The 26920-nt window shown below is 69.6% G+C and carries 20 protein-coding genes; 10 read left to right on the top strand and 10 right to left on the bottom strand.

The window, feature by feature from the left end; all coding sequences use genetic code 11:
• Positions 1-71: 71 nt before the first annotated feature.
• From EV147_RS13850 to EV147_RS13830, 5 genes are all read right to left on the bottom strand, one after another.
• Positions 72-1472: an FAD-binding oxidoreductase gene (locus EV147_RS13850; RefSeq protein ID WP_198680250.1), complete on the bottom strand. Its 1401-nt coding sequence runs from the start codon at positions 1470-1472 to the stop codon at positions 72-74.
• Between the two features lie 50 nt (positions 1473-1522).
• The gene (hpaI, locus tag EV147_RS13845) at positions 1523-2326 is read right to left on the bottom strand and encodes a 4-hydroxy-2-oxoheptanedioate aldolase (RefSeq protein WP_130391733.1); all 804 of its coding nucleotides are present in this window, start codon (positions 2324-2326) and stop codon (positions 1523-1525) included.
• A gap of 48 nt (positions 2327-2374) precedes the next feature.
• A complete protein-coding gene (locus EV147_RS13840; RefSeq protein ID WP_130391732.1) occupies positions 2375-3829 on the bottom strand; it encodes an NAD-dependent succinate-semialdehyde dehydrogenase in 1455 nt (484 codons plus the stop codon).
• Between the two features lie 126 nt (positions 3830-3955).
• Complete coding sequence (locus EV147_RS13835) at positions 3956-5479, bottom strand: UxaA family hydrolase (RefSeq protein ID WP_130391731.1); 1524 nt, start codon at positions 5477-5479, stop codon at positions 3956-3958.
• 30 nt (positions 5480-5509) lie between these two features.
• Complete coding sequence (locus EV147_RS13830) at positions 5510-6535, bottom strand: tripartite tricarboxylate transporter substrate binding protein (protein ID WP_130391730.1); 1026 nt, start codon at positions 6533-6535, stop codon at positions 5510-5512.
• A gap of 144 nt (positions 6536-6679) precedes the next feature.
• Here EV147_RS13830 and EV147_RS13825 point away from each other — a divergent pair, with 144 nt between their 5' ends.
• The 4 genes from EV147_RS13825 (at position 6680) to EV147_RS13810 (ending at position 10769) form a co-directional block, all read left to right on the top strand.
• A complete protein-coding gene (locus EV147_RS13825) occupies positions 6680-7684 on the top strand; it encodes a LysR substrate-binding domain-containing protein (RefSeq protein ID WP_130391729.1) in 1005 nt (334 codons plus the stop codon).
• Entirely contained in the window at positions 7681-8946 is a 1266-nt protein-coding gene (locus EV147_RS13820) for an NAD(P)/FAD-dependent oxidoreductase (protein WP_130391728.1), read from the top strand. Before EV147_RS13825 ends, EV147_RS13820 begins: the two co-directional genes overlap by 4 nt.
• 114 nt (positions 8947-9060) lie before the next feature.
• Positions 9061-9990, top strand: a complete 930-nt coding sequence (locus tag EV147_RS13815; protein ID WP_130391727.1) for a sensor histidine kinase — start codon at positions 9061-9063, stop codon at positions 9988-9990.
• Positions 9987-10769: a LytR/AlgR family response regulator transcription factor gene (locus tag EV147_RS13810; protein WP_130391726.1), complete on the top strand. Its 783-nt coding sequence runs from the start codon at positions 9987-9989 to the stop codon at positions 10767-10769. Before EV147_RS13815 ends, EV147_RS13810 begins: the two co-directional genes overlap by 4 nt.
• A gap of 13 nt (positions 10770-10782) precedes the next feature.
• Here the strand turns inward: EV147_RS13810 and EV147_RS13805 are convergent, their stop codons facing one another.
• Entirely contained in the window at positions 10783-11118 is a 336-nt protein-coding gene (locus tag EV147_RS13805) for a 2TM domain-containing protein (protein WP_130391725.1), read from the bottom strand.
• A gap of 297 nt (positions 11119-11415) precedes the next feature.
• Between EV147_RS13805 and EV147_RS13800 the strand changes: the two genes are divergently transcribed.
• The 4 genes from EV147_RS13800 to EV147_RS13785 all read left to right on the top strand — a co-directional run bounded on the left by EV147_RS13800 (position 11416) and on the right by EV147_RS13785 (position 15230).
• Positions 11416-12420 carry a cytochrome-c peroxidase gene (locus EV147_RS13800; RefSeq protein WP_130391724.1) on the top strand — a complete coding sequence of 335 codons (1005 nt, stop codon included), beginning with the start codon at positions 11416-11418 and terminating at the stop codon, positions 12418-12420.
• Positions 12421-12652: 232 nt separating this feature from the next.
• Positions 12653-13771 carry a collagen-like triple helix repeat-containing protein gene (locus EV147_RS13795; RefSeq protein ID WP_198680241.1) on the top strand — a complete coding sequence of 373 codons (1119 nt, stop codon included), beginning with the start codon at positions 12653-12655 and terminating at the stop codon, positions 13769-13771.
• Between the two features lie 190 nt (positions 13772-13961).
• Positions 13962-14363: a hypothetical protein gene (locus tag EV147_RS13790; RefSeq protein WP_130391723.1), complete on the top strand. Its 402-nt coding sequence runs from the start codon at positions 13962-13964 to the stop codon at positions 14361-14363.
• A gap of 189 nt (positions 14364-14552) precedes the next feature.
• On the top strand, positions 14553-15230 hold the full coding sequence (locus EV147_RS13785; RefSeq protein ID WP_130391722.1) for a DUF1120 domain-containing protein: 678 nt from the start codon (positions 14553-14555) through the stop codon (positions 15228-15230).
• A gap of 77 nt (positions 15231-15307) precedes the next feature.
• On the opposite strand, the gene treY is transcribed toward EV147_RS13785, so the two are convergent.
• The 4 genes from treY to EV147_RS13765 all read right to left on the bottom strand — a co-directional run bounded on the left by treY (position 15308) and on the right by EV147_RS13765 (position 24384).
• Positions 15308-17989 carry a malto-oligosyltrehalose synthase gene (gene treY / locus EV147_RS13780; RefSeq protein ID WP_130391721.1) on the bottom strand — a complete coding sequence of 894 codons (2682 nt, stop codon included), beginning with the start codon at positions 17987-17989 and terminating at the stop codon, positions 15308-15310.
• A 7-nt stretch (positions 17990-17996) separates the two neighbouring features.
• Entirely contained in the window at positions 17997-19946 is a 1950-nt protein-coding gene (treZ, locus tag EV147_RS13775; RefSeq protein WP_407923234.1) for a malto-oligosyltrehalose trehalohydrolase, read from the bottom strand.
• A 47-nt stretch (positions 19947-19993) separates the two neighbouring features.
• Positions 19994-21592, bottom strand: a complete 1599-nt coding sequence (glgA, locus tag EV147_RS13770; RefSeq protein ID WP_235844733.1) for a glycogen synthase GlgA — start codon at positions 21590-21592, stop codon at positions 19994-19996.
• Between the two features lie 272 nt (positions 21593-21864).
• Positions 21865-24384 carry a glycogen/starch/alpha-glucan phosphorylase gene (locus tag EV147_RS13765; RefSeq protein ID WP_130391808.1) on the bottom strand — a complete coding sequence of 840 codons (2520 nt, stop codon included), beginning with the start codon at positions 24382-24384 and terminating at the stop codon, positions 21865-21867.
• A 263-nt stretch (positions 24385-24647) separates the two neighbouring features.
• Here EV147_RS13765 and EV147_RS25960 point away from each other — a divergent pair, with 263 nt between their 5' ends.
• Entirely contained in the window at positions 24648-24809 is a 162-nt protein-coding gene (locus EV147_RS25960) for a hypothetical protein (RefSeq protein WP_157994689.1), read from the top strand.
• Positions 24810-24965: 156 nt separating this feature from the next.
• The gene (locus tag EV147_RS13760; RefSeq protein WP_235844732.1) at positions 24966-26906 is read left to right on the top strand and encodes a hybrid sensor histidine kinase/response regulator; all 1941 of its coding nucleotides are present in this window, start codon (positions 24966-24968) and stop codon (positions 26904-26906) included.
• Positions 26907-26920 lie beyond the last annotated feature (14 nt).

The following is a 26920-nucleotide window of genomic DNA, read 5'->3' as shown; positions in this document are numbered from 1 at the left end:
CACGCGGGATCAGGCCAGATTCAAGGCATCCCCGATGGAAAAACTCCAGCTATGGGGAAGCGAAAGCGCCCTCAATCGATCCTCGGCAGCACCCGTCCCGGATTCAGCAGGTTCTTCGGGTCGAGCGCGCGCTTGACCTGCCACATCAGCTCCAGCTCCACGGCCGACTTGTACTTGGTCAGGTCGTCACGCTTGGCCACGCCGATGCCGTGTTCCGCCGAAATCGAGCCGTTCTCGGCGTGGGCCAGGCCGTCTACGAGGTCCGAAACCGGCTTGTACCACTGGGCCAGAAAATCCTTGGCGTCCCGCTCGGCCGGGCGCAGCGGATTGAAGTGGACATTGCCGTCGCCCATGTGGCCGTAGATCACCATGCGGGTGGCCGGCTCCAGCGCCAGCACGGCGGCCGACGCCTGCTCGATGAACGGCGCCACGCGCGAGAGCGGCACCGAGACGTCGCACTTGATGCTGCCGCCGGTGCGGGTCTGGGCGTCGGAGATTTCCTCGCGGATGCGCCAGAACTGCTGCACGTCGGCCAGGCTCGACGCCACGGCAGCATCCACCACCCACTGCTGTTCGAGTCCCGCCTCCAGGATCTGCATCAACGTGGCATTCAGGCTCTCCTCGTCGGTGCCCGAGGTCAGTTCGATCAGCACCATCCAGTCGTGGCGGCCTTCCAGCGGGGAGGGAACGTCGCCCAGGTAGCCGAGTACGAGGTCCAGCGCCGGCGCGGAGATCAGTTCGAACGCGGTCACCGCCTGGCCCGAGAGCGCGCGGGCCTCGCCGAGCAGCTTCACGGCGGCGTCGGGGTTCTGGACAGCGACGAACGCCACGGACGTGGCACGCGGCTGCGGCATCAGCTTGAGCACCGCCCCGGTGATGATGCCCAGCGTGCCCTCGGCGCCCACGAACAGGTGCTTGAGGTCGTACCCGGTGTTGTCCTTGCGCAGCCCCTTGAGCGAGGAGAAGATGCGGCCGTCCGGCAGCACTACCTCGATGCCGAGCACGAGGTCGCGCATGTTGCCGTAGCGCAGTACGGCGGTGCCCCCGGCGTTGGTCGAGAGGTTGCCGCCGATCTGGCACGAGCCCTCCGAACCGATGCGCAGCGGGAACAGGCGCCGGCTGTCCTCGGCGGCGGCGCGGGCGGCCGACAGCGTGACGCCGGCCTCCAGGGTCATCGTGTCGTTGACCGTGTCGATCGCCAGCACGCGGTTCATCCTCTTCAGGCTGATGACGATGGCGGTACCGCTGTCGTCGGGCACTGCCCCGCCCATCAGCGAGGTGTTGCCGCCCTGCGGCACCACGGGCACGTCGTGGGCGTAGCACCAGGCCATCACCTGGCTGACCTGTTCCGTCGTGGCCGGCAAGACCACGAGCGGGGACTTGCCATGGTAGATGCGGCGGTAGTCGGTCACGAACGGTTCGGTGTCGGCCGCGGCGCTCAGGCAGCCGGTCGGGCCGACGATGGCCTGCATCGCCTGCAGCAGTGCTTCGGGGTTGGGCGGGAGAGTCATCGCAACTTCAATCAGTAGGCGGCGCCGGGAGCGGCGATCGCGTTGGCCCGGTCGGGCAGGAATTCTGCGGCCAGCCTGCGGGCCGCGTTGGCGTAGACCAGCACATCGACCCCGGTGGCCACGAACGTACAGCCCAGTTCGAGGTAGCGGCGCGCGAGCGTGTTGTCGGAGGTCAGCGTCCCCGCAGCCTTGCCGCTGGCAACGATGGTCCGCATGGCCTGCTCGATCTGCGCCTGCACTTCGGGGTGGCCCGGCTTGCCGCGATGGCCCATCGACGCCGCCAGGTCAGCCGGGCCGATGAACACGCCGTCGACGCCGTCCACGGCGCAGATCGCTTCCAGGTTCTGCATGGCGGTCACGGTCTCGGCCTGTACCAGCAGGCAGACCTCGTCGTCCGCCACGTCGAGATAGTCCTTGCGGGCGCTCCATTGCGAGACGCGCGCCACGGCGCTGCCCACGCCGCGCACGCCAAACGGCGGGTAGCGCGTGGCGCGTACCAGCGCGGCGGCCTGCTCGGCGGTGTCCACCATCGGCACCAGCAGCGTGCGGGCGCCGATGTCGAGCAACTGCTTGACCAACGCGGTCTCGCCCGACACGGCGCGCACCACCGGCTGCGAGCGGTAGGGGGCCAGCGCCTGCAGCGTCCGGAGGATCGAGCGCACGTCGTTGGGCGCGTGCTCGCCGTCCACGAGCAGCCAGTCGAAGCCGGCCGTGGCCGTGACCTCGGCGAAGTACGGCTCGGCGCCAGACATCCAGAGTCCGATTTGCGGCTGGCCGGCGGCCAGCGCGGCCTTGAACGGGTTCAGAGCGGGCATGAAGGGAAAGTCTCCTTGGTTTGGCAGGGTCGCGGGCGTGGCGTTGCGTCAGCCCAGCTGGCCCTGGCAGAGATACTTGGTATGCATGTAGTCGTCAAGTCCATGGCGCGAGCCCTCGCGGCCGTAGCCCGATTCCTTGACGCCGCCGAACGGGGCCGCCTCGGACGCCAGCGCCCCCTCGTTGATGCCGACGATGCCCGTTTCCAGCGCCTGCGCCACGCGCCAGATGCGCCGCACGTCGCGGGAATAGAAGTAGGCGGCCAGGCCGAATGGCGTGTCGTTGGCGTCGCGCACCACCTCGTCCTCGTGCGAAAAGCGGAACACGGGTGCCACCGGGCCGAAAGTCTCCTCCTGCGCCAGCGCCATGGCCGGGGTGGCGTCCACCAGCACCGTGGGCGCGTAGTAGTGCGGCCCGTCGCCGGTGCGCACCCGCTCGCCGCCGGCCACCACGCGGGCGCCGTGGCGGAGGGCATCGCGCACGTGGCGCTCGATCTTGTCCACGGCGCGCGCATTGATCATCGGGCCGATCTGCGCGGCTGGTTCGGTGGCGGGGCCCACATGCAGGGCGCTCACGCGGGCGGCCAGCTTGTCGACAAAGGCGTCGTGCACGGCATCCTGCACGTAGACGCGGTTCGGGCACACGCAGGTCTGGCCGCCGTTGCGGAACTTGGCGGCCATCAGGCCCTCCACGGCGGCATCGAGATCGGCGTCGTCGAACACGATGAACGGCGCGTTGCCGCCCAGTTCGAGCGACAGCTTCTTGAGCGTGCCGGCCGACTCGCGCGCCAGGTGCTTGCCCACCGGGGTCGAGCCCGTGAACGTGATCTTGCGCACGCGCGGGTCTGCCAGCCACGCGTCCACCACGGCCGGCGTGTTTTCGCGCGAGGCCGTGACGATATTGAGCACGCCCCCCGGCAGCCCGGCCTGTTCCGCCAGGCGGACCAGCGCCAGCGCGGTCAGCGGCGTGTCCTCGGCCGGCTTGGCCACCACGGTGCAGCCGGCCGCCAGCGCCGGGGCGATCTTGCGGGCGATCATCGCCAGCGGAAAGTTCCACGGCGTGATGGCGGCCACCACGCCCACGGGCTCCCTGAGCACGAGCATCTTGCGGCCCGGCACCGCTTCGGCCACCACGTCGCCACAAATGCGCGTGGCTTCCTCGGCAAACCACTCCACATACGACGCGCCGTAGCGCACCTCGCCCACGCTCTCGTGCATCGGCTTGCCCTGCTCGGCCGAGATGATGCGCGCGAGGTCCGCCTCGCTGGCGACGATCAGCGCGTGCCAGCGCTTGAGGATCTGGGCGCGCTCGCGGGCGGTGCGGCGGCTCCAGGCGGGGAAGGCTGCTGCGGCCGCGTCGGCGGCGCGCCGGGCGTCATCGGCGTCGCTGTCGGGCACGCTGGCCACGACGTTGCCGGTGGCCGGGTCGGTGACGTCGAAGCGGGCGCGGCTGTCGCACCAGATGCCGGCGATGTGGTTCTGGGTGGGGGTCTGGATGGGGAGCATGGAGGGTCTGGAGCGTCTGGAGGGCTGATGATGTGCGCCCCTCTCCCGCAGCGCGTGTGCCGCGGAAGCGGAGCCGGGGGCGGTGTCGAGGGCGAGGGCGGAGGCAGGCGGGGGAAGGCGAATCCGCTAGCTGACGATCCCCACATGCCACGGCACGAACTCATGGTCGCCAAGGCCCAGCAGTTCGCTCTTGGTCGGCTCGCCGGACGCGGCCCGCAGGATGTGGGTGAAGATCCGCTCGCCCATCTGCGCCACGCTCAGCTCGCCGTCCAGCACGAGGCCGCAGTTGATGTCCATGTCTTCCTCCAGCCGCCGGTACATGGGCGAATTGGAGGCCAGCTTGATCGTCGGGGCTGGCTTGGAGCCGAACATCGAGCCGCGCCCGGTGGTGAAGCAGATCAGGTTGGCGCCGCTGGCAATCTGGCCCGTGGCGGCCACCGGGTCGTAGCCGGGCGAGTCCATGAACACGAAGCCGGCCGTGTCGATCGGCTCCGCATACTCGTACACCGCCTGCAGCGGCGTGGTGCCGCCCTTCATCGCCGAACCCAGCGATTTCTCGAAGATGTTGGCCAGCCCGCCCTGCTGGTTGCCGTGGCCCACCACGCCGTTGAACTGCGCATTGTGGCCGGCGGTGTAGCGCTCCCACCAGGCCAGCCGGTCCAGCAGCTTCTGGCCCACTTCGGGCGTCACTGCGCGGCGCGTGAGCATGAATTCCACGCCGTGGATCTCGGGCGTCTCGGACAGGATCGCCGTGCCGCCGTGCCGCACCAGGATATCCATCGCCGCGCCGAGGGCGGGGTTGGCCGTGATGCCCGAGAAGCCGTCCGAGCCCCCGCATTCGAGGCCGATCTTGAGGTGGCTGGCGCTCACCGGCTGGCGGGTGCAGGCGTTGGCGGCCGGCAGCATCGACGCCACGGCGCGGATGCCGGCCTCGATCGTGGCCCGGGTGCCGCCCGTGTCCTGCATGACCAGCGTATGCAGGTTTTCGCCCGGCACCAGGCCCTGTGATGCCACGAGCGACGCCACCTGGTTGCGCTCGCAGCCCAGGCCCACGATCAGCACGCCGGCCAGGTTGGCGTGCCGGGCGTAGCCGGCGATGGTCCGGCGCAGGATGTCGAAATGCTCGCTGGGCGACGACATGCCGCAGCCGCTGCTCTGCGCGAACGCCACCACGCCGTCCACGTTGGGAAATGCGGCCAGCCGCTCCCTGGTGAAGTGCGCGGCAATGTGCTTGATGGCCGTGGCCGAACAGTTCACCGAGGACAGGATGCCGATGAAATTGCGCGTCCCCACCCGGCCGTCGGGGCGGACGTAGCCCATGAACGTGGCCCGCTCGGCTTCGGGCACATAGGCCACCGGGCGCACGTCGCGGCAGAAGGCCGGATCGCGGTAGAAATCCACCAGCCGCAGGTTGTGGCTGTGCACGTGGTCGCCGGCGGCGATGTCGCGGTCCGCCACGCCAATCACGGTGTCGTACTTGCGGATGGCTTCGCCCTGGGCGATGGCGCGCGCCGCGATCTTGTGCCCGGCCGGCACCTGGGCGCGCACGCGCAGGCCCAGGTCTTCCAGGTTCTGGCCCAGCGACAGGTCGCCCCGGGCAATCAGGACGTTGTCGTTGGCGTGCAGGCGAATGACGGGGTTCGGGGTCACGGTTGGCAAGGGAAGGAAGGGGCAGGCAGGTCAGCTCTGGGCGAGCATGTCCTTGAGTTTCAGGCGCTGGATCAGCTGGGTTTCCTGGCTGTAGACCTCGGCCACGTACTTGCGGTAGTCGGGACCATCCAGATACATGACCGGTGCGTCGAGCCTGGCGGCCACGGCCTTGAACTCGGCGCTGGCCACGGCGTCGCGGAATGCGTCGCGGAGTTTCTTCTCGATCTCGGGCGGCAGGCCCTTGGGCGCGCCGATGCCGTTCGGGGCTTCCACCACCACGTTGTATCCCAGTTCCCGTAGCGTGGGCGTGTCCTTGAAGCGCGGGGTGCGCTGCTCGCCCCAGGTGGCCAGCAGGCGCAGCTTGCCGGCTTCGACGTGTGGCGCCCACGAGCTGGAATCGGCCAGCAGGTCCACCTGGCTGGCGAGCACATCCTGCAGCGCCTGCGAGCCGCCCTTGTAGGCCACGGCGTTGAACTTCACGCCAGCGGCCAGCGCAAACTGCTCCATGCCCACATGGGTGGCGCCGCCGATACCGGCATGCGCGTAGGTGATGCGGCCCGGGTCGGCCCTGGCCTCGGCGATCACGTCGGCGAGCGACCTGAAGCGCGACGCGGCGGGCACGGCGATGCCGAAGGTCTGGCCCGAGGTGCGCGCCAGGTAGGTCAGTTCAGTGCGCGGATCGAGCTGGAGCATGCCGAGCTGCGAGAAACGCGTCACCGAGATCGGGATCTGGCCGATCGTGTAGCCGTCCGGGTTGGCGCGGGCCAGCGCCTTGGTGCCGATCATGCCCGATGCCCCGGCGCGGTTCTCCAGCACGATCGACTGCTTGAGAAGGCCCGCGGCAACCTGGCAGAGTGCGCGCATCGACTGGTCCGCCGTGCCGCCCACCGGCCATGGGCAGATGAACGTGATGGGGCGCTCGGGATACGTGGCGGCGGCCCGGGCAAGGCGGGGCGCCAGCAGGCTGGCGGTGCCGGTGGCGGCAGCGGCGGTGGCGGCGGCACTGCTCAGGAGCAGGCGCCGGCGCATCAGGCTGGCGGGGTGGCCTGGTTTCATGGGGTTGTCTCCGTCGTGGATCGTTGTGTGTCGCGGCTGGTCTGCGCCAACCGCCATGACCACGATTGTGGGCGCCCGCGCCATAACCATCCAATAGTAAATTGGCATTGCTTCATATGCTTCGGGTTATGTAGACTGCCGGGCATGGCGCATATCGACCGGGCCTTCCGCTCCAACATCAAGCTGCGCCACCTGCAACTGCTGGTGGCGCTGGACGAGTTCCGCCATCTGGGGCGCACGGCGGAGTTCCTGTCGGTCAGCCAGCCGGCCGTCTCCAAGGTGCTGGCCGAGGTGGAGAAGATGCTCGGCATGACGCTGTTCACGCGCTCCACGCGCGGCACCGAGCCCACGCCGGCCGGCGAATCGCTGGTGCGCTTTGCGCGTTCGGTGCTGGCGCAGTACGACGTCACGCGCGACGAGATCGAGGCCGTGGCCAGCGGCGCCGCCGGCCGCGTGCGGGTGGGCTCGATGGGCGCCACGCTGCCGGTGCTGCTGGCGCAGGCCGTGTCCTGTCTCAAGGAACGTGCGCCGCGCGCCACCGTGCTGGTGGAGGAGGGGGACCTGACGCACCTGCTGCCGCGCCTGCGGCTGTCCGAACTCGACCTGATCGTCGGACGGCTGGAGCCGGCCTATGCCGCGCCCGATCTGGTCACCGAGCCGCTCTACGACGAACCGATGGTTGCCATTGCCGTACCCGGCCACCCGCTGGCGCAGCAGGCCGCCGTGAGCTGGGCCGACCTGGCGCAACACCCGCTGGTGATGCCGCCGCCGTGGGCGTCGCTGCGCGTCAAGATCGAGCAGGCGTTCTTCCGCCACGGCCAGCAGCCGCCCGCCGATATCATGGAATCGTCGTCGTACCTGGCCGTCACCACGTTCGTGGCGCAGCGCCACGCGGCCGGTTTCGTGGCGCGCTCGGTGGGACGCCAGTTGCAGGCCGAAGGCCGCTTCCAGGTGCTGGCGATGGACGTGGAAGTGGAACTGCCGCCCGTGGGGCTGATCACGCTGCGCGAACGCCGCCTGCCGCCGGGCGTGGTGGAACTGGCCGCCTGCCTGCGCCAGACCGCGCGGCGGATTGCCGGGGCCGGCGCGGCGCCCAAGGTGCGGGACAAGACGAGGAAACCGGGCAGCAAGGCTGCCAACCCATCATGAAACACGCTTCGAATCCCTCCCGCCGGGCCGATGTGATCGTGCTCGGCGCCGGCATCGTCGGCGTCAGCACCGCGCTGGCGCTGCAGCAGCGCGGCCATGCGGTGTGCCTGGTCGATCGCAATGCGCCGGGTCGCGAGACCTCGTACGGCAACGCCGGCATCATCCAGCGCGAGGCCGTGCAGCCTTATGCCTTCCCACGTGCGTGGCAGGCCATCCTGCGCGTGGCCGCGCGGCGCGGCAACGACGTGCACTACCACCTGCGTGCGCTGCCGTCGCTGGTGCCGGCGCTGGCGCGCTACTGGCATGCGTCCGCGCCGCGCCGGTACGGCCCCATCGTCAACGCCTATGCCGCGCTGATCCGCCACTGCATCGACGAGCACGCGCCGCTGATCGAGCGCGCGGGCGCGCAGGATCTGGTCAGCAAATCCGGCTGGCTCGAAGCCTATCGCACCGACGCCGCGTTCGAGGCCGCGGCGAAAGAGGCCGTTGAGGTGGCGGCCACGCACGCGCTGCATCACGCCGTGCTCGACAGTGCCGCGCTGGCCGCGCACGAGCCGGCGCTGCGGCGCCCGATGGCCGGCGCGGTGCACTGGCAGGACCCCTGGACGGTCAGCGATCCGGGCGAACTGGTGGCGCGTTATGCGGCGCTGTTCGAGCGCGGCGGCGGCACCTTTGAGCGCGGCGACGCCCAGACGCTGCGCCAGTCCGGCAGCGGCTGGACGGTGCGCACCGCCGAGGGCGAGGTCCACGCCGAACACGCGGTCATCGCGCTGGGGCCGTGGGCGGCCGGGCTGACGCGCACGCTGGGCTACCGCCTGCCGCTGTTCGTCAAGCGCGGCTACCACCGCCACTACGCCGTGCAGGCCATGCCGGCGCGGCCGCTGCTCGACGCCGAGAGCGGCATCCTGCTGGCGCCGATGCGCCAGGGGCTGCGGCTGACCACGGGCGCCGAGTTCGCGCATCACGAAGCGGCGCCCACGCCGGTGCAGTCGGTACGGGCGGAGCTGCTGGCCGGCGAACTGGTGGCGCTGGGGCAGCCCGTGGAGGCGCAGCCGTGGATGGGCGCCCGGCCCTGCATCGCCGACATGCGGCCCGTGGTGGGCCGCGCGCCGCGCCACGCCGGGCTGTGGTTCCATTTCGGGCATGGCCACCAGGGCCTGACGCTCGGGCCGGCCACCGCGCGGCTGCTGGCCGAACTGTTCGACCGCGAGACGCCTTACGTCGATCCCACGCCGTACGATCCGCGCCGCTTCGGCAACTGACCACGCCGCGCAGCGGCCGATGGCGCCCGATTTCCGTCGATCCGCGCCATCCCCGATGCCGGCGCGCGGCGGCCGGTGGTAATCTCGCGGCAATCCCCAGCCACCCCGATTGCCGTGCGCCCCGTCGATCCCGACCTCTGGCGGACTCCCGCCGACCAGCATGCCTACGAGGAAGCCCGCCGCCGCGTGCGCGGGCTGCGCTTCTTCTATCTCCACGCGCTGATGTACGTGGCGGTCAATGCGGTGCTGATCGTCGGCGGGCTGCTGTCGGCAGGGCGGCCATGGGGCCACGCGCCGCTGCTTGGCTGGGGCATCGGGCTGGCGGCGCATGGCATTGTCACGTGGACACGCGTGGGCATGCTGGGCCGCAGCTGGGAAGATCGCAAGATCGCCGAGTACATGGCGCGCGATCAGGTGCGCACGCTGTCCACGCAGAAGCAGCTCGTGGAGGCGCAGATGCGGCTGCTGCAGGCACAGATCGAGCCGCACTTCCTGTTCAACACGCTGGCCAACGTGGTCAGCCTGATCGAGCCGGCGCCGCAGAAGGCCACGCTGATGCTCGAACACTTCATCGCCTACCTGCGCGCGTCGCTGGCGGCCAGCCGCGCCACGCAGGGCACGGTGGCCCAGGAGGCGCGGCTGCTGCGCGACTACCTGGCGCTGCTCAAGATCCGCATGGGCGACCGGCTGCACTACACGGTGGACATGGACCCCGCGCTCGACGCCGCGCCGCTGGCGCCGATGCTGCTGCAGCCGGTGGTCGAGAATGCCATCAAGCACGGCCTGGAGCCGAAGATCGAAGGCGGCCGCCTGCTGGTGAAGCTGGAGCGGCGCGGCCCGCGCATGCTGGCGACGATCGAGGACGACGGCATGGGTTTTCGCCCCGCGAACGGTTCGGGCGTGGGACTCGCCAACCTGCGCGAGCGGCTGGCCGTGCTCTATGACGGCGACGCCCACGTGCGGATCGAGGACCGGGCGCCGGGCACCGCCGTGCTGATCGAGATCCCGCTGCCGCGCCAGTTCAGAACCGGAGACGCCGCATGACCCCTGCCGCGCCCAACGCGCCCACGGCGATCATCGCCGACGACGAGGAACACCTGCGCGCCCATCTGCGCGGCAAGCTGGCCCGGCTCTGGCCTGAACTGCAGGTCGTGGCCGAGGCGGCCAACGGCGTGGCGGCGGCCGAGGCCATCGCCGGGCTGCAGCCGTCGGTGGCCTTCCTCGATATCAGGATGCCGGGGCTGTCGGGGCTGGAGGTGGCGCAGGGCATCGAGACCGATACCCGGCTGGTGTTCGTGACCGCCTACGACGAGTTCGCGCTGGACGCCTTCGACCGCGCGGCCGTCGACTACCTGGTCAAGCCGGTGACCGACGAGCGGCTCGGCCGCACCATCGAACGGCTGCGCAAGGCGTTGCACGACGCCGCCCCGTTGCCGGAGCTGGCGCAACTGCTGGGGCAGCTGGCGCGCGGCCAGCGGCCGGCGGAGAGCGGGGCGGGGCCGCTGCGCTGGGTGCGCGCCAGCCGGGGCAACGTCACGAGCCATGTGCCGATCCAGGACGTGCTGTACTTCCAGAGCGACGACAAGTACGTGGTGGTGCACACGCGCGACGGCGAACACCTGATCCGCACGCCGCTGCAGGAACTGGTCGATGGGCTGGACCCGGAAGTCTTCTGGCAAGTGCACCGCTCGACCATCGTCAACATGGAGCATGTGGCCGGCACCCGGCGCGATGATTCGGGCCGGCTGTTCGTGCGGATGCGCGACGCCGACACCGAACTTGCGGTGTCGCGCGCCTATGTGCACCGCTTCCGGCAGATGTAGCCGGTCCCGGCGCTCACTGCCGGTCCATGAACTCGCGGATCTTGCGGGTTTCCCAGTCGTGCCCCCGGCGCGACAGCCGGGCGTAGACCAGCAGCCCGTGCACCGCGAGGCCAAGACCCCAGGCCAGCGTGGTGGTCAGCGGCCAGGGCCAGCCGTGCTGGGCATAGTGCGACCACGACGGGCTGGGGAAATAGAAGAAGCGCAGCCACAGCCAGCTGTTGACCACCACGTAGACCAGCAGGTGGATGTACCAGCCGCGCAGCGCCCGCACCATGCGGCGGGCGCGCCAGTAGGCCCAGGCTTCGTCGCCGGCGTCCCGCGCGGGGGGAAATCTGGAATCGTGTCGCATCGTGAACCTCGTTCGTGTCTGGTTGCGGATGTGTCAGGTATAAGCCACGGCGGGGGCCGGGTCCACGTGCCGCCGCCGAATCGACGGGAAAACGACGCGAGCGACGCAAACGGGGGGTGAATGGCGGCGCGCCTCGCCGTGGAAGGCAGCCAGTGTTGCGCGGCGGCAGCAGCGCCGGCGGGGTTTGGGGCGAGGCCCGATGTGACTTGACAGGTGTCAAGGCCCGCCCGGATGGCTCGGTGCCTAATCTGGCGTGCCGCCCCCGTGTCGGCGCGGCGGCAGGCAAACGGAGTCGCCATGAAATACAGAACTGTCTTCCCCATTCTTCTCCTTCTTCTCTCGTCCGCCAGCCCGGTTGCTGCAAAGTCAGCCATTCCCGCGGAGCCGGTGCAGCCGATCGTGCCCCACAAGGTCACGGACCCCGCCCGGGTCGAACTCGGCAAGAAACTATGGTTCGAGCCGCGCCTCTCGCGCTCGGGCTTCATCTCGTGCAACTCGTGCCACAACCTCAGCATGGGGGGTTCGGACAACATCAAGACGTCGATCGGCGACAAATGGCAGCAGGGCGGGATCAACTCGCCCACGGTGCTCAATTCGAGCCTGAACTTCGTACAGTTCTGGGACGGGCGCGCCAAGGACCTCAAGGAGCAGGCGCACGGCCCGATCGCCAACCCGGTCGAGATGGCGTTTTCCCACAGCCTGGCGGTCGATACGCTGCAGTCGATTCCGGAGTATGTGGCGGAATTCCGCAAGGTCTTCAGGACCGACCGGCTGACCATCGACGAGATCACGCTGGCCATCGCCGCCTTCGAGGAGACGCTGGTGACGCCCAACGCGCGCTTCGACAAATGGCTCAGGGGCGACCGCAAGGCCATCGACGCCCAGGAGTTGCGCGGCTACCAGCTGTTCAAGTCGGCAGGCTGCGTGGCCTGCCACAGCGGCACGAACCTCGGCGGCACATCTTTCCAGAAGATGGGCCTGGTGGCGCCCTACAAGACGGGGAACCCGTCCGAGGGCCGGGCGGCGGTGACCGGCAAGGATGCCGACCGCTTCAGCTTCAAGGTGCCGACGCTGCGCAACGTGGCGCTGACCTATCCGTACTTCCACGATGGCGAGGCGGCCACGCTGACCGAGGCGGTGGACGTGATGGGCCGGCTCCAGCTTGGACGGACCTTCACGGCCGAGGAGAACGCCGATATCGTGGCCTTCCTGCATACGCTGACCGGCGACCAGCCGCGCCTGGTGCTGCCGATCCTGCCGGCCTCGCGCGACAACACGCCGCGGCCGAAGCCGTTCGAATGACCGGTCGGTGTGCCGTGCCGGCCGGCGCCGTTACGTAACACGTAACAGCGTACGCCGATTGGGCCGCCCGTTTCAGACGCGCGGCCCAATGGCTTGCCGGCGGTGCGGGCGCGGTGCGGCGCGGGTTTGCGGGCGACGTCGACCCCTGCCACGCGCCGCGCCGCCCGTGCCGCTGCAATGGCATGCCCGTTGCCTTGTACGAATCCACCCCAACACAACAAGAGGTCGGATCGTGCGGAAGGAACACTACTGGATCGGCGTGACGGTCAGCGTCGCGGCATTATTGGGCGGCTGTGCGAACGGCCACGATGGCAAGCCGGGCGCCGCCGGCCCACAGGGCGTGCAGGGGGCGCAGGGCGACCCGGGCACGGCCGGCACGGCGGGGACGTCCGGTGCGACCGGTGCGACCGGGGCCACGGGTGCCACCGGTGCGACGGGCGCTCAGGGCACGCAAGGAGCCACCGGACAGACCGGGGCTACAGGTGCGACTGGCGCCACCGGCGCCACCGGTGCTACTGGATCAACCGGCGCCACCGGGCCTGCGGGACCAGCCGGACCGACGGGGGCCACCGGTGCCACGGGACCGACCGGCGCGACCGGGCCGACAGGTGCCACGGGCGCTACCGGACCCACGCCGCTTGCCGAACTCGGCGCGGCGGTCAGCAGCGTCGGCAATACGGTCGGTACGCTCGGCACCGGACCGCTGGCAGGCGTCACGGCGCCGCTTGGCTCGGCGGTCAGCCAGACCGGCAGCCTGGTGGGCGGATTGTCGCCGGCCACGCTGGCTACGCCGGTCAATCAACTCTTGACCACCACGAACACGGTCATCGTGCCCCTGACCTCGGTACTTGGCAACGCTACCCAGGCGCTCGGCGCCACCACCGGCCTTGGGGGTTCGCTGAACAACCTGCTGACCGCCGTGGGCGGCCTGGTCAACCAGACCGGTACCGTGCTCGCCCAGACCCAGGCGCCGGTGGTGGGCGAGGTGGGCGGCATCGTGGCGACGGTTGGCACTGCCGTGTCGGCGCTCGGCGGTGCGGTGACCGCACCGGGCGGCACGGCGCCAGCCAGTCCGCTGGCGCCGGTGACCAGCCTGCTCGGCAGCCTTGGCGGCACGCCGGGCGCACCGGCATCCGGGGCGCTGGCGCCGGTGTCGAACCTGCTGGTGTCGACCGTGGGCGCCGTCACGAACGTGGCCGGCGGCAGCAATGGCCCGCTCGCGCCGGTCACCAATGCGCTGAAAGGCGCGACGGGCGGCACCAACGGAGGAAATGGCGGAAATACGATTAGTCCGGTTGGCAACCTGCCTGTCGTCGGCGGCCTGCTCGGCAGTTTGATTCCGCAAAGATAGCGGCTTGGAGGAAAAATCCAGAAAGCCGTCCGAAAGGTCGCCGGCGTATCCGCGCGCGGACGCCTGACGGACGGCACGGTTCACATCGAAGTGTGGAACTGACTGTTGCGGTAATTGCATATTGAGATAAATCAAGCTTGCCTTATCTTCCCCTCACTGTTCGTTCAGATTCTGACCAGGAGGTGAAGCCATGAACCACACCGTGTTCGCCCAGAAACCGTCGGTCCGCACGCAGTCCGACGAGCCCGTGACCGCCATCCACCACCAGGACATCGTGGCCGCCTTCACGGCGCAGCCCGGCGGCCCGGTGGCCGTGCTGCACATGCTCTATCCGCGTACCGACGCCCGCACGCACCGCAGCCTCGATCACCTCGTGGGGGCATTGCAGAACCATGGCCTGCATGACGTGGCAGCGCATGTGGCGCGCGAGGCCCACTATCTGGTCTTCAGGAATGCGCCGCAGGCCTGGCGCGCGCTCAACGAGATCCGCCACGATTCGCTGGCGATCGGCGTGCACGTTTACTACCGCGGTCTGAGCGGCGATGCCGCCGAGAAAGCCCTCGATACGGACGCGCACCGCCTGCACCACTGAGCTGCCTGCGCCGTTGCGTGTTGCGCCGGCCGCGCATCGTCGTTTCCCGATTTCAGTCCTGCTGATTTTTAAGGAAACGCCGATTAATCGTTGTTCGTGATTAGCCCAAACTTCAGTCGTTCCACCCAGCACGGGCGGATAGGAAAGCCCGGTAGGGCACAGACAACTGGATTTTGAAAGGAAGACATCATGAGCAATCTGAACCTCAAGCGCGGCCTTATCCTTACGCTCCTGGCCACTGCTTCGGTGGGCGTGTTCGCCGCCGAAAGCGCCGACCTGACCGTCAAGGGCGTGATCCGCCCGGCCGCCTGCAATGTCACGCTGTCGAGCGACGGCGCGGTGGACTTCGGCACGATCCCGGCGCAGTCGCTGAGCGCCACGGCCGCCACCAAGCTGCCGGAAAAGCAGGTCACGATGACGATGTCGTGCGATGCCGCCGCCAAGGTTGGCTACCGCGTGGTGGACAACCGTGCCGCCAGCGCCTCCGCGATCCTGAACGGCGTGGACTCGACCATCGCCAACACGATGGGCTTCGGCCTGGGCAGCGTCGGCGGCAAGAACCTCGGCGCCTTCGCGATCCGCGCCCTGCCGGCCGACGCTTCGGGCGACGGCAGCGCAGTGGTGGGCAGCACCCGCTCGACGGACGGCGGCGCAACGTGGAGCGGCACGTCGTCGGTCTCCAACTACGTCGCTCCGGAAACGGTCTATGCCTGGTCGACCAGCGACGGCGGCTCGCCGTCGAGCTTCACCACGATCTCGCAGGTCCTGAAGGTCATCGGCGCGCTGAACAGCACGGCCAACCTGCCCGATCTGAAGTCGGACGTCTCGCTGGACGGCTCGGCCACGATCTCGGTCGTGTACCTGTAATTGACCGGCTGTGCCCGCCGCTGCGCGGCAACCTGGAACCCGCATCCCCGCGATGCGGGTTTTTTTCGTTCCGGCGCCTACTGGCGGACCAGCAGCGCGACGGGCAGTACGGCGAACAGGTCGCGCGCACGGAACCAGCCCGCGTGGGCGCTGACCGTGTGGCCGGTGAGGACGTCGGTCCAGGTGCCGTCAGCGCCGCCGTCGCCGAGGTGCAGCCCCGTGTCGCGCCAGCAGTGCGGTGGGATGCGCGGCAGCGCCGGCTCCACGTGGCGCGCGGCCAGGCGCGAGACCGCCACCACGGCCTGCGCACTGCCGTGTCGACGGCAAAACGCCAGTACGCTGGCCGCCAGTTCGCCGCTGGCCGCCAATGGCTCGTAGCTGCCCAGCGCAAACAGTTCGGGCTGCGCGCGCCGCGCAGCCAGCACGCTGCGAATCAGTTGCTGCTTGATGCGGCCGTCGCGCCAGTGCTCCAGCCATTGCGCCCAGCCGGCGCGGCAGCCGAGCCGGGCCCGCAGCTGCGCGTAATCGGGCGCGCGCCGGTTGTCGGGGTCGACCAGGCTGAAATCCCAGGTCTCGTTGCCCTGGTAGCGGTCCGGGACGCCGGGCGCCGTCAGGTGCAGCAGGGTTTGCGACAGGCTGTTCAGGGCCGCCGCCGGCCCGATCCTGGCGGCGAAGCGGCCGATATCTTCGAGCACGCTCCCCGCATCGCCCATCGCCAGCGCCGGCAGGAACGCTTCGCAGGCCGCCTCGTAGGCGGTGTCCGGGTGCGTCCAGCTGCCGTGCCGCTTGGCTTCGCGGATCGCTTTCTGCTGCCACGCCTGAATGCGGTCGATCAAGGCGCGCTGCGCGCCCTCGTCGTTCAGCGCGTCGCCATCGGCGGGCCAGGCACCGACCAGCGTCTGGTACAGCATGAGCCGGTCCACGCCATCGGGGCCGTGCGGCGAGGCCGCCAGCAGCGGCGCCAGCCGGCTTTCCCATCCCGCCACGGCTTCGGCCCATTCGTCAGCCAGTTCACTGAGCACCGCCAGCCGCATGCGCGCGTCTTCGCCGCGCTTGTGATCGTGCGTGGCCACGGCCAGCATGGCGTGCGGCCAGTGGGCGCTGCGCGCCCGCATGCGGTCGTGGAACCGCTCGGGCGCCATGCCGACGGTGCCGGGATCGCTGCCTACCTCGTTGCGCGAGAGCAGCCGCCCGTAGCGGTAGAACGCCGTGTCCTCGGTGGACTTGGCCGCCAGCGCGGGCATCAGTTGCTGCAGGCGGGCGCGGAGCTTGCCGGCGCGGTCTTCCCCGTCGTCGTCGGCGGCAGGCAGTTCGTCGTGCAGGAAGGTCAGGATGAAATCGAGCGCCGCGGATTCATCGGGCGCCAGTTGGGCCCGGGCAGCGCCGGCGGCGCCCTGCACCATGGCGTCATCCGCGGCGCAATCGCGCGACGCCTGCCCGGCCGGCACCGCCGCGTAGTAGCTGCGGTAGACCGGAATCTGGCACAGGAAGGCGGTCAGCGCGTGGCGCAGCGCGTGCGGTGTCAGGTCGCGGGTGGCCGCGCCGGCACGGGCCAGCGCGTGCAGCCGGTGCACCACGCCATCGAACTCGGCCACCAGGTGCCGGGCCAGCACGCGATGCCGTCCGGCCAGCACGTAGGCCGGGAACGCGCGGTCATCGCCGCTGATCTGCATCCAGAGCATGTTCAGCGGGCCGGCGCCGTGCACGTCGTGCAGTACTGCACTCACCTCGTCCATGAAGTCGTAGCCCGTGGTGCCGTCCACTTGCCAGCCGCGCGGCAGCGCTTCGTTTTCGCCGAGGATTTTCTCGATCACGAGCCACGGGTGCAGGCGCGCCAGCCCGGCCGGCCGGCCCGGGCGCAGCAGGTCGAGCCGCTCGCGCACGCGCCGGCAGTAGCCGGCCGGATCGGCCAGCCCGTCCACGTGATCGATGCGCAACCCATCGATCCAGCCTTCGCGGTAGAGCCGGAAGACCAGCGCGTGGACGGCCTCGAACACGTCGTCCGCCTCCTCGCGCACGCCGGCCAGCTCGGTGATCTCGAAGAAGCGGCGCCAGTTCAGCGCGGCCGCCCCGGTGCGCCACCAGGCGAGCCGGTAGTGCTGGCGCTCCAGCAGGCGGTGCAGCGCCGCGCTGTCCTCGGGCAGCGCATCGACACCGGGCGGCAGGCTCAGCGGCAGGTCGAGGTCGCCGTAGCGCAGCACCGGCTCGCCGGCGTCATTGCGTGCGGCCGTCAGGCTGCCGGCGTCGAGCGTGTGCTGGTAGGGATCGCCAAGAATCGGCAGCAGTACCTTGCCGCGCAGGTCGGGGTCGGGCGCTTGCCAGTCGATGTCGAAATAGTGGGCGAAGTCACTTTGCGGGCCATGCGCGAGCACGTCGCGCCACCAGGAGTTGTGGGTGGCGTCAGCTGCCATGTGGTTCGGCACGATATCGATCACGATACCCAGCCCGGCCTCGCGTGCCCGGCGTGCCAGCGCGACGAAGCCCGCCTCGCCGCCCAGCTCCGGATTGATGCGCGTGAAATCGGTCACGTCATAGCCGTGCGTCGAGCCGGGGCGCGCCGTGGTGATCGGCGAGAGGTAGAGGTGGCTGATGCCGAGGTCGGCGTAGTACGGCACCAGCGCCTCGGCATCGGCGAACGTGAAGCCCGCGTGCATCTGCAGGCGCGCCGTGGCGCGGGGCACGCCCGCGTGTTCCAGATCGGCGAGCGGGGTGGGAGCGGCCGGATTGGCAGGCACGGCGGGTCTTGCGGCGTCGGTCATCGGGTCGTCAGTCGGAGTGCAGGCAGGTCACGCAGCAGTGTTCGGCCAGGGTGCCGGCGCGCAGTTGCGCCACCGCGCCGGACTGGCTGGCGTGGAGCATGCGCCCGCCGCTGCAGTCCGCCAGCACCGGTTCATCGCCGAGGTTCAGCCAGATCGACAGGCGGCTGCCGTCGCCAAGCCGCCAGCGCGCCACGAGCGCCTTGTCTGCCAGCAGCGTCACGCCCAGCGAGCGGCTGCCCGGCAGGCGCGGCATGATCTCGTGGCGGCGCAGCGAGAGCAGTTCGCCGTAGTAGTGATTCCAGGCGCGGCAGTAACCGTCGGTGTCGTCGCAGGCTGGCCGCGACTGGTCGAAGGTTTCGGGCGCGTTGGGGTCCGGGATGCGTGCGGCATCGGCCTCGTTGCGAAACGCTTCGGAGGCCCCGAACTCGCGGCGCCGGCCGTCGCGCACGGCCTGCGCCAGTTCCGGCGGATGGTCGGTGAAGTACAGGAACGGCGTGCGCGCGCCGTGTTCCTCGCCCATGAAGACCAGCGGCACCTGCGGGCACAGCAACTGCAGCGCCACGGCCGCGCGTAGCGCTTCGGGCTCGGCCAGCGCCGCCAGCCGCTCGCCGAACGCGCGGTTGCCGGTCTGGTCATGGTTCTGCAGGAACATCACGAACGAGGTGGGCGGCAGCTCGGCGCTGGGCTGGCCGCGCCGCACCTCGCGGCCCTGCAGCGGGCCGTCGGAGTCTCCGCTGCGGTGCGGCGAGACCTCGCCCTGCCAGGCAAAGCCCTCGGCGAGGATCCGTGCCAGGTGGTGCAGCGCCGGCGTACCCTCGGGGGCGGACGCCCTGGCGCCCGGCAGGCCGGACTGGTACTCGCGATAGTAGCCGTCGGCCTCGCCGGTCAGGAGCACATGGAGTGCGTGGTGCGCGTCGTCGTTCCACTGCGCCTCGTAGCCGCTGCGCAGCAGCGCCACGTCGTTGTGGTCGTTTTCGAGCACGAGGTGAAGGTGGCGCCGTGGCAGGCAACCGCGCAGTTCCTGCGCCAGTTGGGGCAGCCAGCCCTCGTCCTCGATGGCATGTACCGCATCGAGCCGCAGCCCGTCGAAGCGGAACGATTCGAGCCAGTAGCGCGCGTTCTCGGCAAAGAAGCGGCGCACTTCGGGGCGGCGGAAGTCGATGGCGGGGCCCCACGGCGTCTGCCGGTCTTGCCGGAAAAAGGCGCTCGCGTAGCGCGGCAGGTAGTTGCCTTCGGGGCCGAAGTGGTTGTAGACCACATCGAGGAATACCATCAGGCCCAGTCCGTGCGCGGTGTCCACGAGCGTGCGCAACTCGTCGGGGGTGCCGTAGCTGTTCTCCGGCGCAAACGGCAGCACGCCGTCATAGCCCCAGTTGCGGGCGCCGGGAAACTCGGCCAGCGGCATCAGTTCGATGGCCGTGAAGCCGAGCGATGCCAGCCGGGGCAGTTGCGCCGTGACGCCGGCGTAGCCACCATGCAGGCCCACGTGCAGTTCGTAGATCACGGCCTCGTGCCACGGGCGGCCGCGCCACTCGTTGTGGCGCCAGGCAAACGCTTCGGACGGGCCGGAGGGCAGGCACAGCACGCTGGCGCCGTGCACATCCTCGGCCTGCAACCGTGAGGCAGGGTCAGGGACGATCGTGCCGTCGTCGAGCCGGAACCAGTAGCGCGCACCGTGGCAGCACGGCACCACGGCCTCGTACCAGCCGTCCTCGCGCGGCACCATCGGGGCCGGCGGCATGCCGGCGACCTCGAGCCGTACCGCCTGGCCCTGGTCGGCGGCATCGGGCGCCCAGAGCCGGAAGCGCACCCGGCCATCGGCCAGGCGTACCGGCCCGAAGCGGTACGCCTCGTCCCCCTCGTCGCCACACGGAATCAGGCGCGTGTCGGCGCCCAGGGTCTGCCAGTTGGGTCCCGGCGGCGTAGCCGGACGCGCGGGCATCGGCGCAGCGGTCATCATGATGCGCTACCTCTACAGGAACCTTGCTTGAACGATGAGCCAGGTCAGGCCGGCGAGGGCGCCGTGCCGGCCTGCGCCGGCGACAGCACCGCTGCCTCCGGCATCGGCACGGGGCGACCCTTGCGCGCGGGGACTTCCTGCGCCACCACGGGTTCGACGACCGGCATGTCGGCGAGCGCCGGGTTCAGCGCGCCGTACATGGCGAGGTACTGGCGGGCCGGACCTTCCCAGCCAAAGTCGGTCTGCATGCCGGTGCGCTGCAGGCTGCGCCAGTGGCGCGGCCGGCCATACCATCCTAGTGCACGGGCGATGGCGCTGCGCATCGCTTCCACGCTTTCGCCATCGAAGACGATGCCGTTGGCACGCAGGGCCGGCGTGGCCTCGTCGCCGACGTCGCGCACGGTATCGGCCAGGCCGCCCACGCGCGAGACGATCGGCACCGTGCCGTAGCGCATGGCATAGACCGGGGTCAGGCCGAACGGCTCGAAGCGGCTGCCGTGCAGCAGCATGTCGGCGCCAGCGTGCAGCAGATGGGCGTCTTCCTCGCGGTAGCCGATCGACACGCCCACGCGTTGCGGATGCTTTTGCGCCAGGGCGACGAAGGCTGCCTCCAGCGCGGGATCCCCGCAGCCGAGCACGGCAAACTGCACGTCCTCGTGCGTACGCACCGCCAGTTCGATGGCATCGAGCGCCACATCTGCCATCTTCTGGTGGGTCAGGCGGCTGCCAAGCGCGATGACGGGGCTATCCGGATTCTGCGGCAGCCCGTAGCGCGCCTGCAGCGCGGCCTTGCAGGCGCGCTTGCCGGTGAACGAGCGCGTGTCATAGCGCTGGGGCAGCAGCCGGTCGGTCTTCGGCGACCATGCCGAGGTGTCGACGCCGTTCGGAATGGCACCCAGCACGTCGGCGCGGTGGTTCAGGAGGCCATCGAGGCCGTGCCCGAAATGCGGCGTAAGAATCTCGCGGGCATAGGTGTGGCTGACGGTCGTGACGCGCTCCGCATAGCGGATGCCGGCCTTCAGGAAGTTCAGCTTGCCCCAGAACTCGATGCCGTCCGGGGTCAGGTAGCTGGCCGGGATGCCGAGCGCGGGGGCCGCGTCCATCGGGAACACGCCCTGGAACGCCAGGTTGTGGATGGTGCAGACCGAGGGGATATCCAGGCCGCGTGCGTGCATCAGCAGCGGCGTCAGCCCGGCATGCCAGTCGTGGGCATGGACCATGGCCGGTACGGGCAGCGGCGTCTCGCCAGCGGCAATCGCGGTAGCGGCGTGGGCCAGCGCGGCAAAGCGCTGGGCGTTGTCGCAGAAATCGCGGCCGGTCGCATCGACATAGAGCGAGCCGGGCCGGTCGAACAGCGAGGGGCAGTCGAGGAACGCCACATGCACGCCCGAATCGGGCATCAGGCCGTGCATCAGGCGCGCCGGGCTATGGCCGGGGGGCAGCGCCATCGGCAGCCGGATCGCGCCCAGGCTGCGCACGTCACGCGCGGCGGCCATCGCGCGCGGATAACCCGGCATCAGGATCGTGACGCTGGCGCCGCGCTGCTGCAGCGCCATGGCCAGTCCGCCCACTACATCCGCCAACCCGCCGGTCTTGGCCAAAGGCTGGGCTTCCGCCGCCACAAACAAAATGTTCGCGTTCAAGGTGAGACTCCCGCTCGTATGCTGTTTTTTACTTTGGTGACTGCCGCTTGCAGCGCCCGGAAAGGGACGCGAGCGAACACCAATGCGAACTTTGTGCCAGCATGCTGCGGTGCGTGATGGCCGCGCCGCCTCGTGGGTGGCGGGTGCCGGGGCCGGGCGAAGTGGCAATCCCGATGTATAAGCTGCCGCTGCCGTTGTAGAAACTGCTGCGGCGGGGAGGACGGCTGGCGGATTTGCAACGCCGGTGCAAATCCGCCAGCCTGACGAGCGCTTCAGGTGCAGCGCTCGCTGAAGCTGCCCGGCGCGCCCACGGCGTCGCCGGCGCGGCGTGGGCCCTGGACATGCCCGCTGGACCGCCGCAGCAGGCAGACCGGCACGGGGTCCACACGCCACACGCGCTCGCAGTACTCGCGGATCGCGCGGTCCGAAGAGAACCGCCCCGAACGCGCGGACGACAGCACCGACATGCGCTGCCAGCGCTGGGTGTCGAGGTAGGCCGCCGAGACCTCGCGCTGGCATTGCAGGTACGAGGCAAAGTCCGCCATCAGCATGTAGGGGTCATGCTGCAGCAGGCCGTCGAACAGCGGGCGGAACACGGCGGCGTCGCCCTTCGAAAAGAAGCCGTGCTGGACCAGATCGACCACCGCGCGCAGTTCCGGGCTGCTTTCGTAATACGTGGACGGGTGGTAGCCGGCCGCCCGCAGCGCGTAGACCTCGGTGGCGTTGAGGCCGAACGGGAAGAAATTGTCGGCGCCGATGGCGTCGCGCAGTTCGATGTTGGCGCCGTCCATGGTGCCGATCGTGATCGCGCCGTTCATCGCGAACTTCATGTTGCCGGTGCCCGAGGCTTCCTTGCCGGCCAGCGAGATCTGCTCTGAAAGATCGGCGGCTGGGTAGATCTTCTGGCCGTAGCTGACGTTGAAGTTGGGCAGGAACACCACCTTGAGCCGGTCGCGCACCTGCGGGTCGCGGTTGACCACCTCGGCCACCGAGGTCACGAAGCGGATCATCAGCTTGGCGTAGTGGTAGCCCGGCGCGGCCTTGCCCGCGAACAGGAAGGTGCGTGGCACCACGTCGGCGTGCGGGTCCGACTTGATCTGGTGGTAGAGCGCCACGATGTGGAGCACCGCCAGATGCTGGCGCTTGTACTCGTGGATGCGCTTGACCATCACGTCGAACATCGAGGACGGATCGACCACCACCCCGGTGTTGTCGCGGATCACCTGCGCCAGGTCGATCTTGTTCTGGTGGCGCACGGCCTGCCACTGATCGCGGAAGCTGGCGTCGTCGGCATACGGTTCCAGCGCATGGAGCTGGTCGAGATCCTTGATCCAGCCGTCGCCGATGGCCTCGTTGACCAGCCGCGTCAGGCGCGGATTCGACAGCGCCAGCCAGCGGCGCGGCGTCACGCCATTGGTGATGCTGGTGAATTTGTCCGGCCACATCGCGTGGAAATCCTGCAGCACGTCCTCGCGCATCAGCCGCGAATGCAGTTCGGCCACGCCGTTGACCGCATGGCTGCCGACGCAGGCCAGCCCGGCCATGCGCACATAGCGCCCGCCGGTCTCGTTGATCAGGGACAGCCGCGCCAGCCGGCTTTCGTCGCCATAGAAGCGGATGCGGACTTCATCGAGGAAGCGCGCGTTGATCTCGTAGATGATTTCGAGGTGGCGCGGCAGGATGCGCTGGAAAAGGTCGAGCGGCCACTGCTCCAGCGCCTCGGGCAACAGCGTGTGGTTGGTGTAGGCGAAGGCGTGGCGCGTGATGTGCCAGGCATCTTCCCAAGCCAGGTCGTGGTCGTCCACGAGCAGCCGCATCAGTTCGGCAATGCCGACCGCCGGGTGGGTGTCGTTGAGCTGTACCGCGAATTTCTCGTGGAACCGCGTCACCGGAATACCGTGCGAGGCCAGCAGCCGCAGCATGTCCTGCAGCGAACACGCCACGAAGAAGTACTGCTGTTCGAGCCGCAGCTCCTTGCCCTGCACTGTCTCGTCGTTCGGGTAGAGCACCTTGGTCAGGTTCTCGGACGTGATCTTCTTGCTGACGGCGCCGAGATAGTCGCCCCGGTTGAAGGTGTGGAAGTCGAACGCCTCGGTGGCCTCGGCGCGCCACAGCCGCAGCGTGTTGACCGTGTTCACCCGGTAGCCCAGGATCGGCGAATCGAACGGCACGCCGACCACGGTCTTCTCCGGCACCCAGCGCACGCGATAGCGGCCCCGATCGTCGGTGTACCGCTCGGTATGTCCGCCCAGGCGCACCTGCACCGCCCACTCGGAGCGCTGGATCTCCCACGGATTGCCGTGGCGCAGCCAGGTATCGGTGGTTTCCACCTGCTGGCCGTCGATCAGGTGCTGGTGGAAGATGCCGTACTCATAACGGATGCCATAGCCCAGCGCGGGAATTTCCAGCGTGGCGAGCGAGTCCATGAAGCAGGCGGCCAGCCGGCCCAGGCCGCCGTTGCCGAGACCCGGTTCGTCCTCGTGGGACAGAATGTCTTCCAGATCGAGGTCCAGCGTGGCCATCGCGGCGCGCACTTCCTCGACGATGCCGAGGTTCACGAGGTTGTTGCCGAGGTGCGGCCCCATCAGGAATTCGGCCGAAAGGTAGGCCACCGTGCGCGACGGCTGCATCTGGTAGGCCTCGGCGGTGCTGATCCAGCGCTGCACGAGCCGGTCGCGCACGGTGTGGGCGAGCGCCTGGTACAGATCGTTGCCGCTGGCATGCCCGGGCAGCTTGCCCTGCGTGTAGAACACGTGGTCCAGGAACGCGCGCCGGATGGTGGCGCTGGACATTGCGGTACGCGTGTCGTCGGCATGCTCGGGGAGCGGCGGACCGGCGTGGGCCGGGGTGGCCTGCGGGGGGTAAGAATCATCGGCAGGGGCCGGCCGCAGCCGGGACGCATCGGTCATTGCTGGACTCCTGAGGCAGGTAGTAGGAGAAGTGGTACTACGGGAAACGGATTCAGGCCAGCGAAAGATGCAGCGGCAGCCGGCCTGGTATGAAAACTGCAACGAGGGGTATCCTTCCTTCCACGCGAACTGTTGCGAGGCGCGCCATGGCGACCCATATTCCGCACGAACCGGTGCGCCGGCCGGACCGCCGGCCAGACCAGAGCCCCGACCACAACAAGGAAAAGGGCGATCAGCCAGCGCGCAACCTGCCCGACAAGCATCCGCCGCCGCCTTCCGCGCGTGCCCGCGAGCGGGCCTGCGGCTGAGCGGGCGGGGGCTGTAAAAATTGCGTGTCTTGCCTGGCGAGTGAGTAGCGGTGCACCGTCTATGATGGAAGGGCGACCCGTCCATGCACGCGGCGCCCCGTCATTACCCGTGCTTCCAAGAAAAGCAGCGCTCACGCCATAAGAGAGGGACCCCCTATGCCCAAGCAGGACACGGCTGCCCCGATGCCGGCGGGCATGGCACGCCGCGCGCCGCGCGTGCCGGCCGCGGCCGGCGATGCCGCCGAAGCCGCGCGCCTGCACGACTGGCTTGGCGCGCTGGAAGGAACGGCCTTGTTCGAGGTCACGGCGCAGGGCACCGTGCGCCGCTGGAGCGAGGCCGCGCGCAACGTCTACCTGTATGACGAAGACGAGGTGTCCGGCTGGCATCTGTCGCGCTTCTACGCCGCCGGATCGGTGGCGGCCGGCGCCTCCGAACGGTGGCTGGCCGACGCGCGGGCCGGGGCCCGGGCGCGGCTCAGGGGCTGGCAGGTGCGCCGCGACGGCACCGCCTTTTTCGCCGAGGCCACGCTCGTGGCCCAGCCCGAGGTCGATGGCGGGCCCGCAGGCTTTCTGGTGATCTGCCGCGACATCACCGTCGAGGCCGCCGCCGGGGAACAGGCTTCCAATGCCGGCCAGCGGGTGAGTCAGCTGCTCGATACGCTCGATGACTACGCCGTCTGCGAATTGGGGATGGAGGGCGACATCCGCAGCTGGAGCGCCGGTGCCCAGGCACTGTTCGGCTATGCCGCCGCCGAGGCGATCGGCAGCCCGGTGGGCATCCTCTATCCGCGCGGGGCGCCTGCCGAAGACGGTGTGCCAGCCGAGCGCGCTGCGCTGGAAGCGGTACGCAGCACCGGGCATTGGGCCGGCGAGGAGCGGTTGCAACGCCATGACGGCACCATGCTGCGCTGCCGGGTCCGGCAACTGTTGCTGCGCGACAGCCATGGCAGCGTCAGCGGCATCCTGTGGACGGCGCGCGACGTATCGGATGCGGCACGGCTGGCCGAACTCGAACACGCCGGACATCGCGTGCAGTCCTTCCTGGCCATCCTGGCGCACGAACTGCGCAACCCGCTGGCGCCGATCCGCAACGCGGTCGACGTGATTCGCCTGACGCCGGTGACCGACCCGCGCATCCGCCATTGCAGCGAAATCATCGGCCGCCAACTGCAACTGCTCACGCGGCTCGTTACCGACCTGATGGACGTGGGCCGCGTCACCAGCGGCAAGCTCAAGGTGCAACCGGTTCCGATTCTCTACAACGAAGCGGTGGCCGCTGCCGTGGAGGCCGTGCGGCCCGCGTTCGAGAGCGCCGCGCAGCGGCTCGACGTCAGGCTGCCGCCCAATCCGGTGTTCGTCAACGGCGATGCGGCGCGGCTGGAACAGGTGCTCTCGAACCTGCTCAGCAACGCTACCAAGTACACGGCGCGCGGCGGTTCGATCACCGTGACCGTGGCAGCCGAGGAGGGCAACGTGGTCACGCGCGTCACCGATAACGGACGCGGTATCGCCCCGGCCGCGCTGGACCGCATCTTCAGCCTGTTCGAGCAGGAAGGCGACGACACGGCGCGCAGCGGCCTCGGCATCGGGCTGGCGCTGGCGCGTGCCATCGTCGAGGCCCATGGCGGCGCGGTACAGGCCAGCAGCGCGGGCGAGGGGCAGGGCAGCACGTTCACCGTGCTGCTGCCCCGGGTGGAAATGGACGGTGCCAGCGTGCCGCGCGCCAGCGCCGGCATTGGCGCTGGCCGCCGCATCCTGATCGTCGACGACAGTGTCGATTCGGCCGACAGCATGGCCGAACTGCTGGCCGTGCTGGGGCATCAGGCAACGCCGGCCTACACGGGCATGCAGGCGCTGGCGCTGGTCGAATCGTTCGCGCCGGACGTGGTGCTGCTCGATCTCGAAATGCCCGACATGAGCGGCTTCGAAGTGCTGCCCCGGCTGCGCGCCGCGCGTGCCGGCCTGCGCGTGTTCGCGCTGACCGGGCGTGGCACGTCCGAGGACCGCCGCCGCACCGAGACGGCTGGCTTCGACGGGCACCTGGTCAAGCCGCTGACCGTCGATGCGCTGTGCCGCGCGCTGCAGACGCTCGACTGACAGCGTTGGTAGTG

This window comes from Cupriavidus agavae, assembly GCF_004217045.1.
Lineage (GTDB): Bacteria > Pseudomonadota > Gammaproteobacteria > Burkholderiales > Burkholderiaceae > Cupriavidus > Cupriavidus agavae.
This window is presented reverse-complemented; position numbering and strand designations above follow the sequence as displayed.

Excerpts from the sequence above, each read along its gene's own strand:
- EV147_RS13850 (WP_198680250.1), bottom strand. The coding sequence starts at position 1,472 with ATGCAGGCCATCGTCGGCCCGACCGGCTGCCTGAGCGCCGCGGCCGAC.
- hpaI (WP_130391733.1), bottom strand. The coding sequence starts at position 2,326 with ATGCCCGCTCTGAACCCGTTCAAGGCCGCGCTGGCCGCCGGCCAGCCG.
- EV147_RS13840 (WP_130391732.1), bottom strand. The coding sequence starts at position 3,829 with ATGCTCCCCATCCAGACCCCCACCCAGAACCACATCGCCGGCATCTGG.
- EV147_RS13830 (WP_130391730.1), bottom strand. The coding sequence starts at position 6,535 with ATGAAACCAGGCCACCCCGCCAGCCTGATGCGCCGGCGCCTGCTCCTG.
- EV147_RS13825 (WP_130391729.1), top strand. The coding sequence starts at position 6,680 with ATGGCGCATATCGACCGGGCCTTCCGCTCCAACATCAAGCTGCGCCAC.
- EV147_RS13820 (WP_130391728.1), top strand. The coding sequence starts at position 7,681 with ATGAAACACGCTTCGAATCCCTCCCGCCGGGCCGATGTGATCGTGCTC.
- EV147_RS13810 (WP_130391726.1), top strand. The coding sequence starts at position 9,987 with ATGACCCCTGCCGCGCCCAACGCGCCCACGGCGATCATCGCCGACGAC.
- EV147_RS13805 (WP_130391725.1), bottom strand. The coding sequence starts at position 11,118 with ATGCGACACGATTCCAGATTTCCCCCCGCGCGGGACGCCGGCGACGAA.
- EV147_RS13800 (WP_130391724.1), top strand. The coding sequence starts at position 11,416 with ATGAAATACAGAACTGTCTTCCCCATTCTTCTCCTTCTTCTCTCGTCC.
- EV147_RS13790 (WP_130391723.1), top strand. The coding sequence starts at position 13,962 with ATGAACCACACCGTGTTCGCCCAGAAACCGTCGGTCCGCACGCAGTCC.
- EV147_RS13785 (WP_130391722.1), top strand. The coding sequence starts at position 14,553 with ATGAGCAATCTGAACCTCAAGCGCGGCCTTATCCTTACGCTCCTGGCC.
- treY (WP_130391721.1), bottom strand. The coding sequence starts at position 17,989 with ATGACCGACGCCGCAAGACCCGCCGTGCCTGCCAATCCGGCCGCTCCC.
- treZ (WP_407923234.1), bottom strand. The coding sequence starts at position 19,946 with ATGACCGCTGCGCCGATGCCCGCGCGTCCGGCTACGCCGCCGGGACCC.
- EV147_RS13765 (WP_130391808.1), bottom strand. The coding sequence starts at position 24,384 with ATGTCCAGCGCCACCATCCGGCGCGCGTTCCTGGACCACGTGTTCTAC.
- EV147_RS25960 (WP_157994689.1), top strand. The coding sequence starts at position 24,648 with ATGGCGACCCATATTCCGCACGAACCGGTGCGCCGGCCGGACCGCCGG.
- EV147_RS13760 (WP_235844732.1), top strand. The coding sequence starts at position 24,966 with ATGCCCAAGCAGGACACGGCTGCCCCGATGCCGGCGGGCATGGCACGC.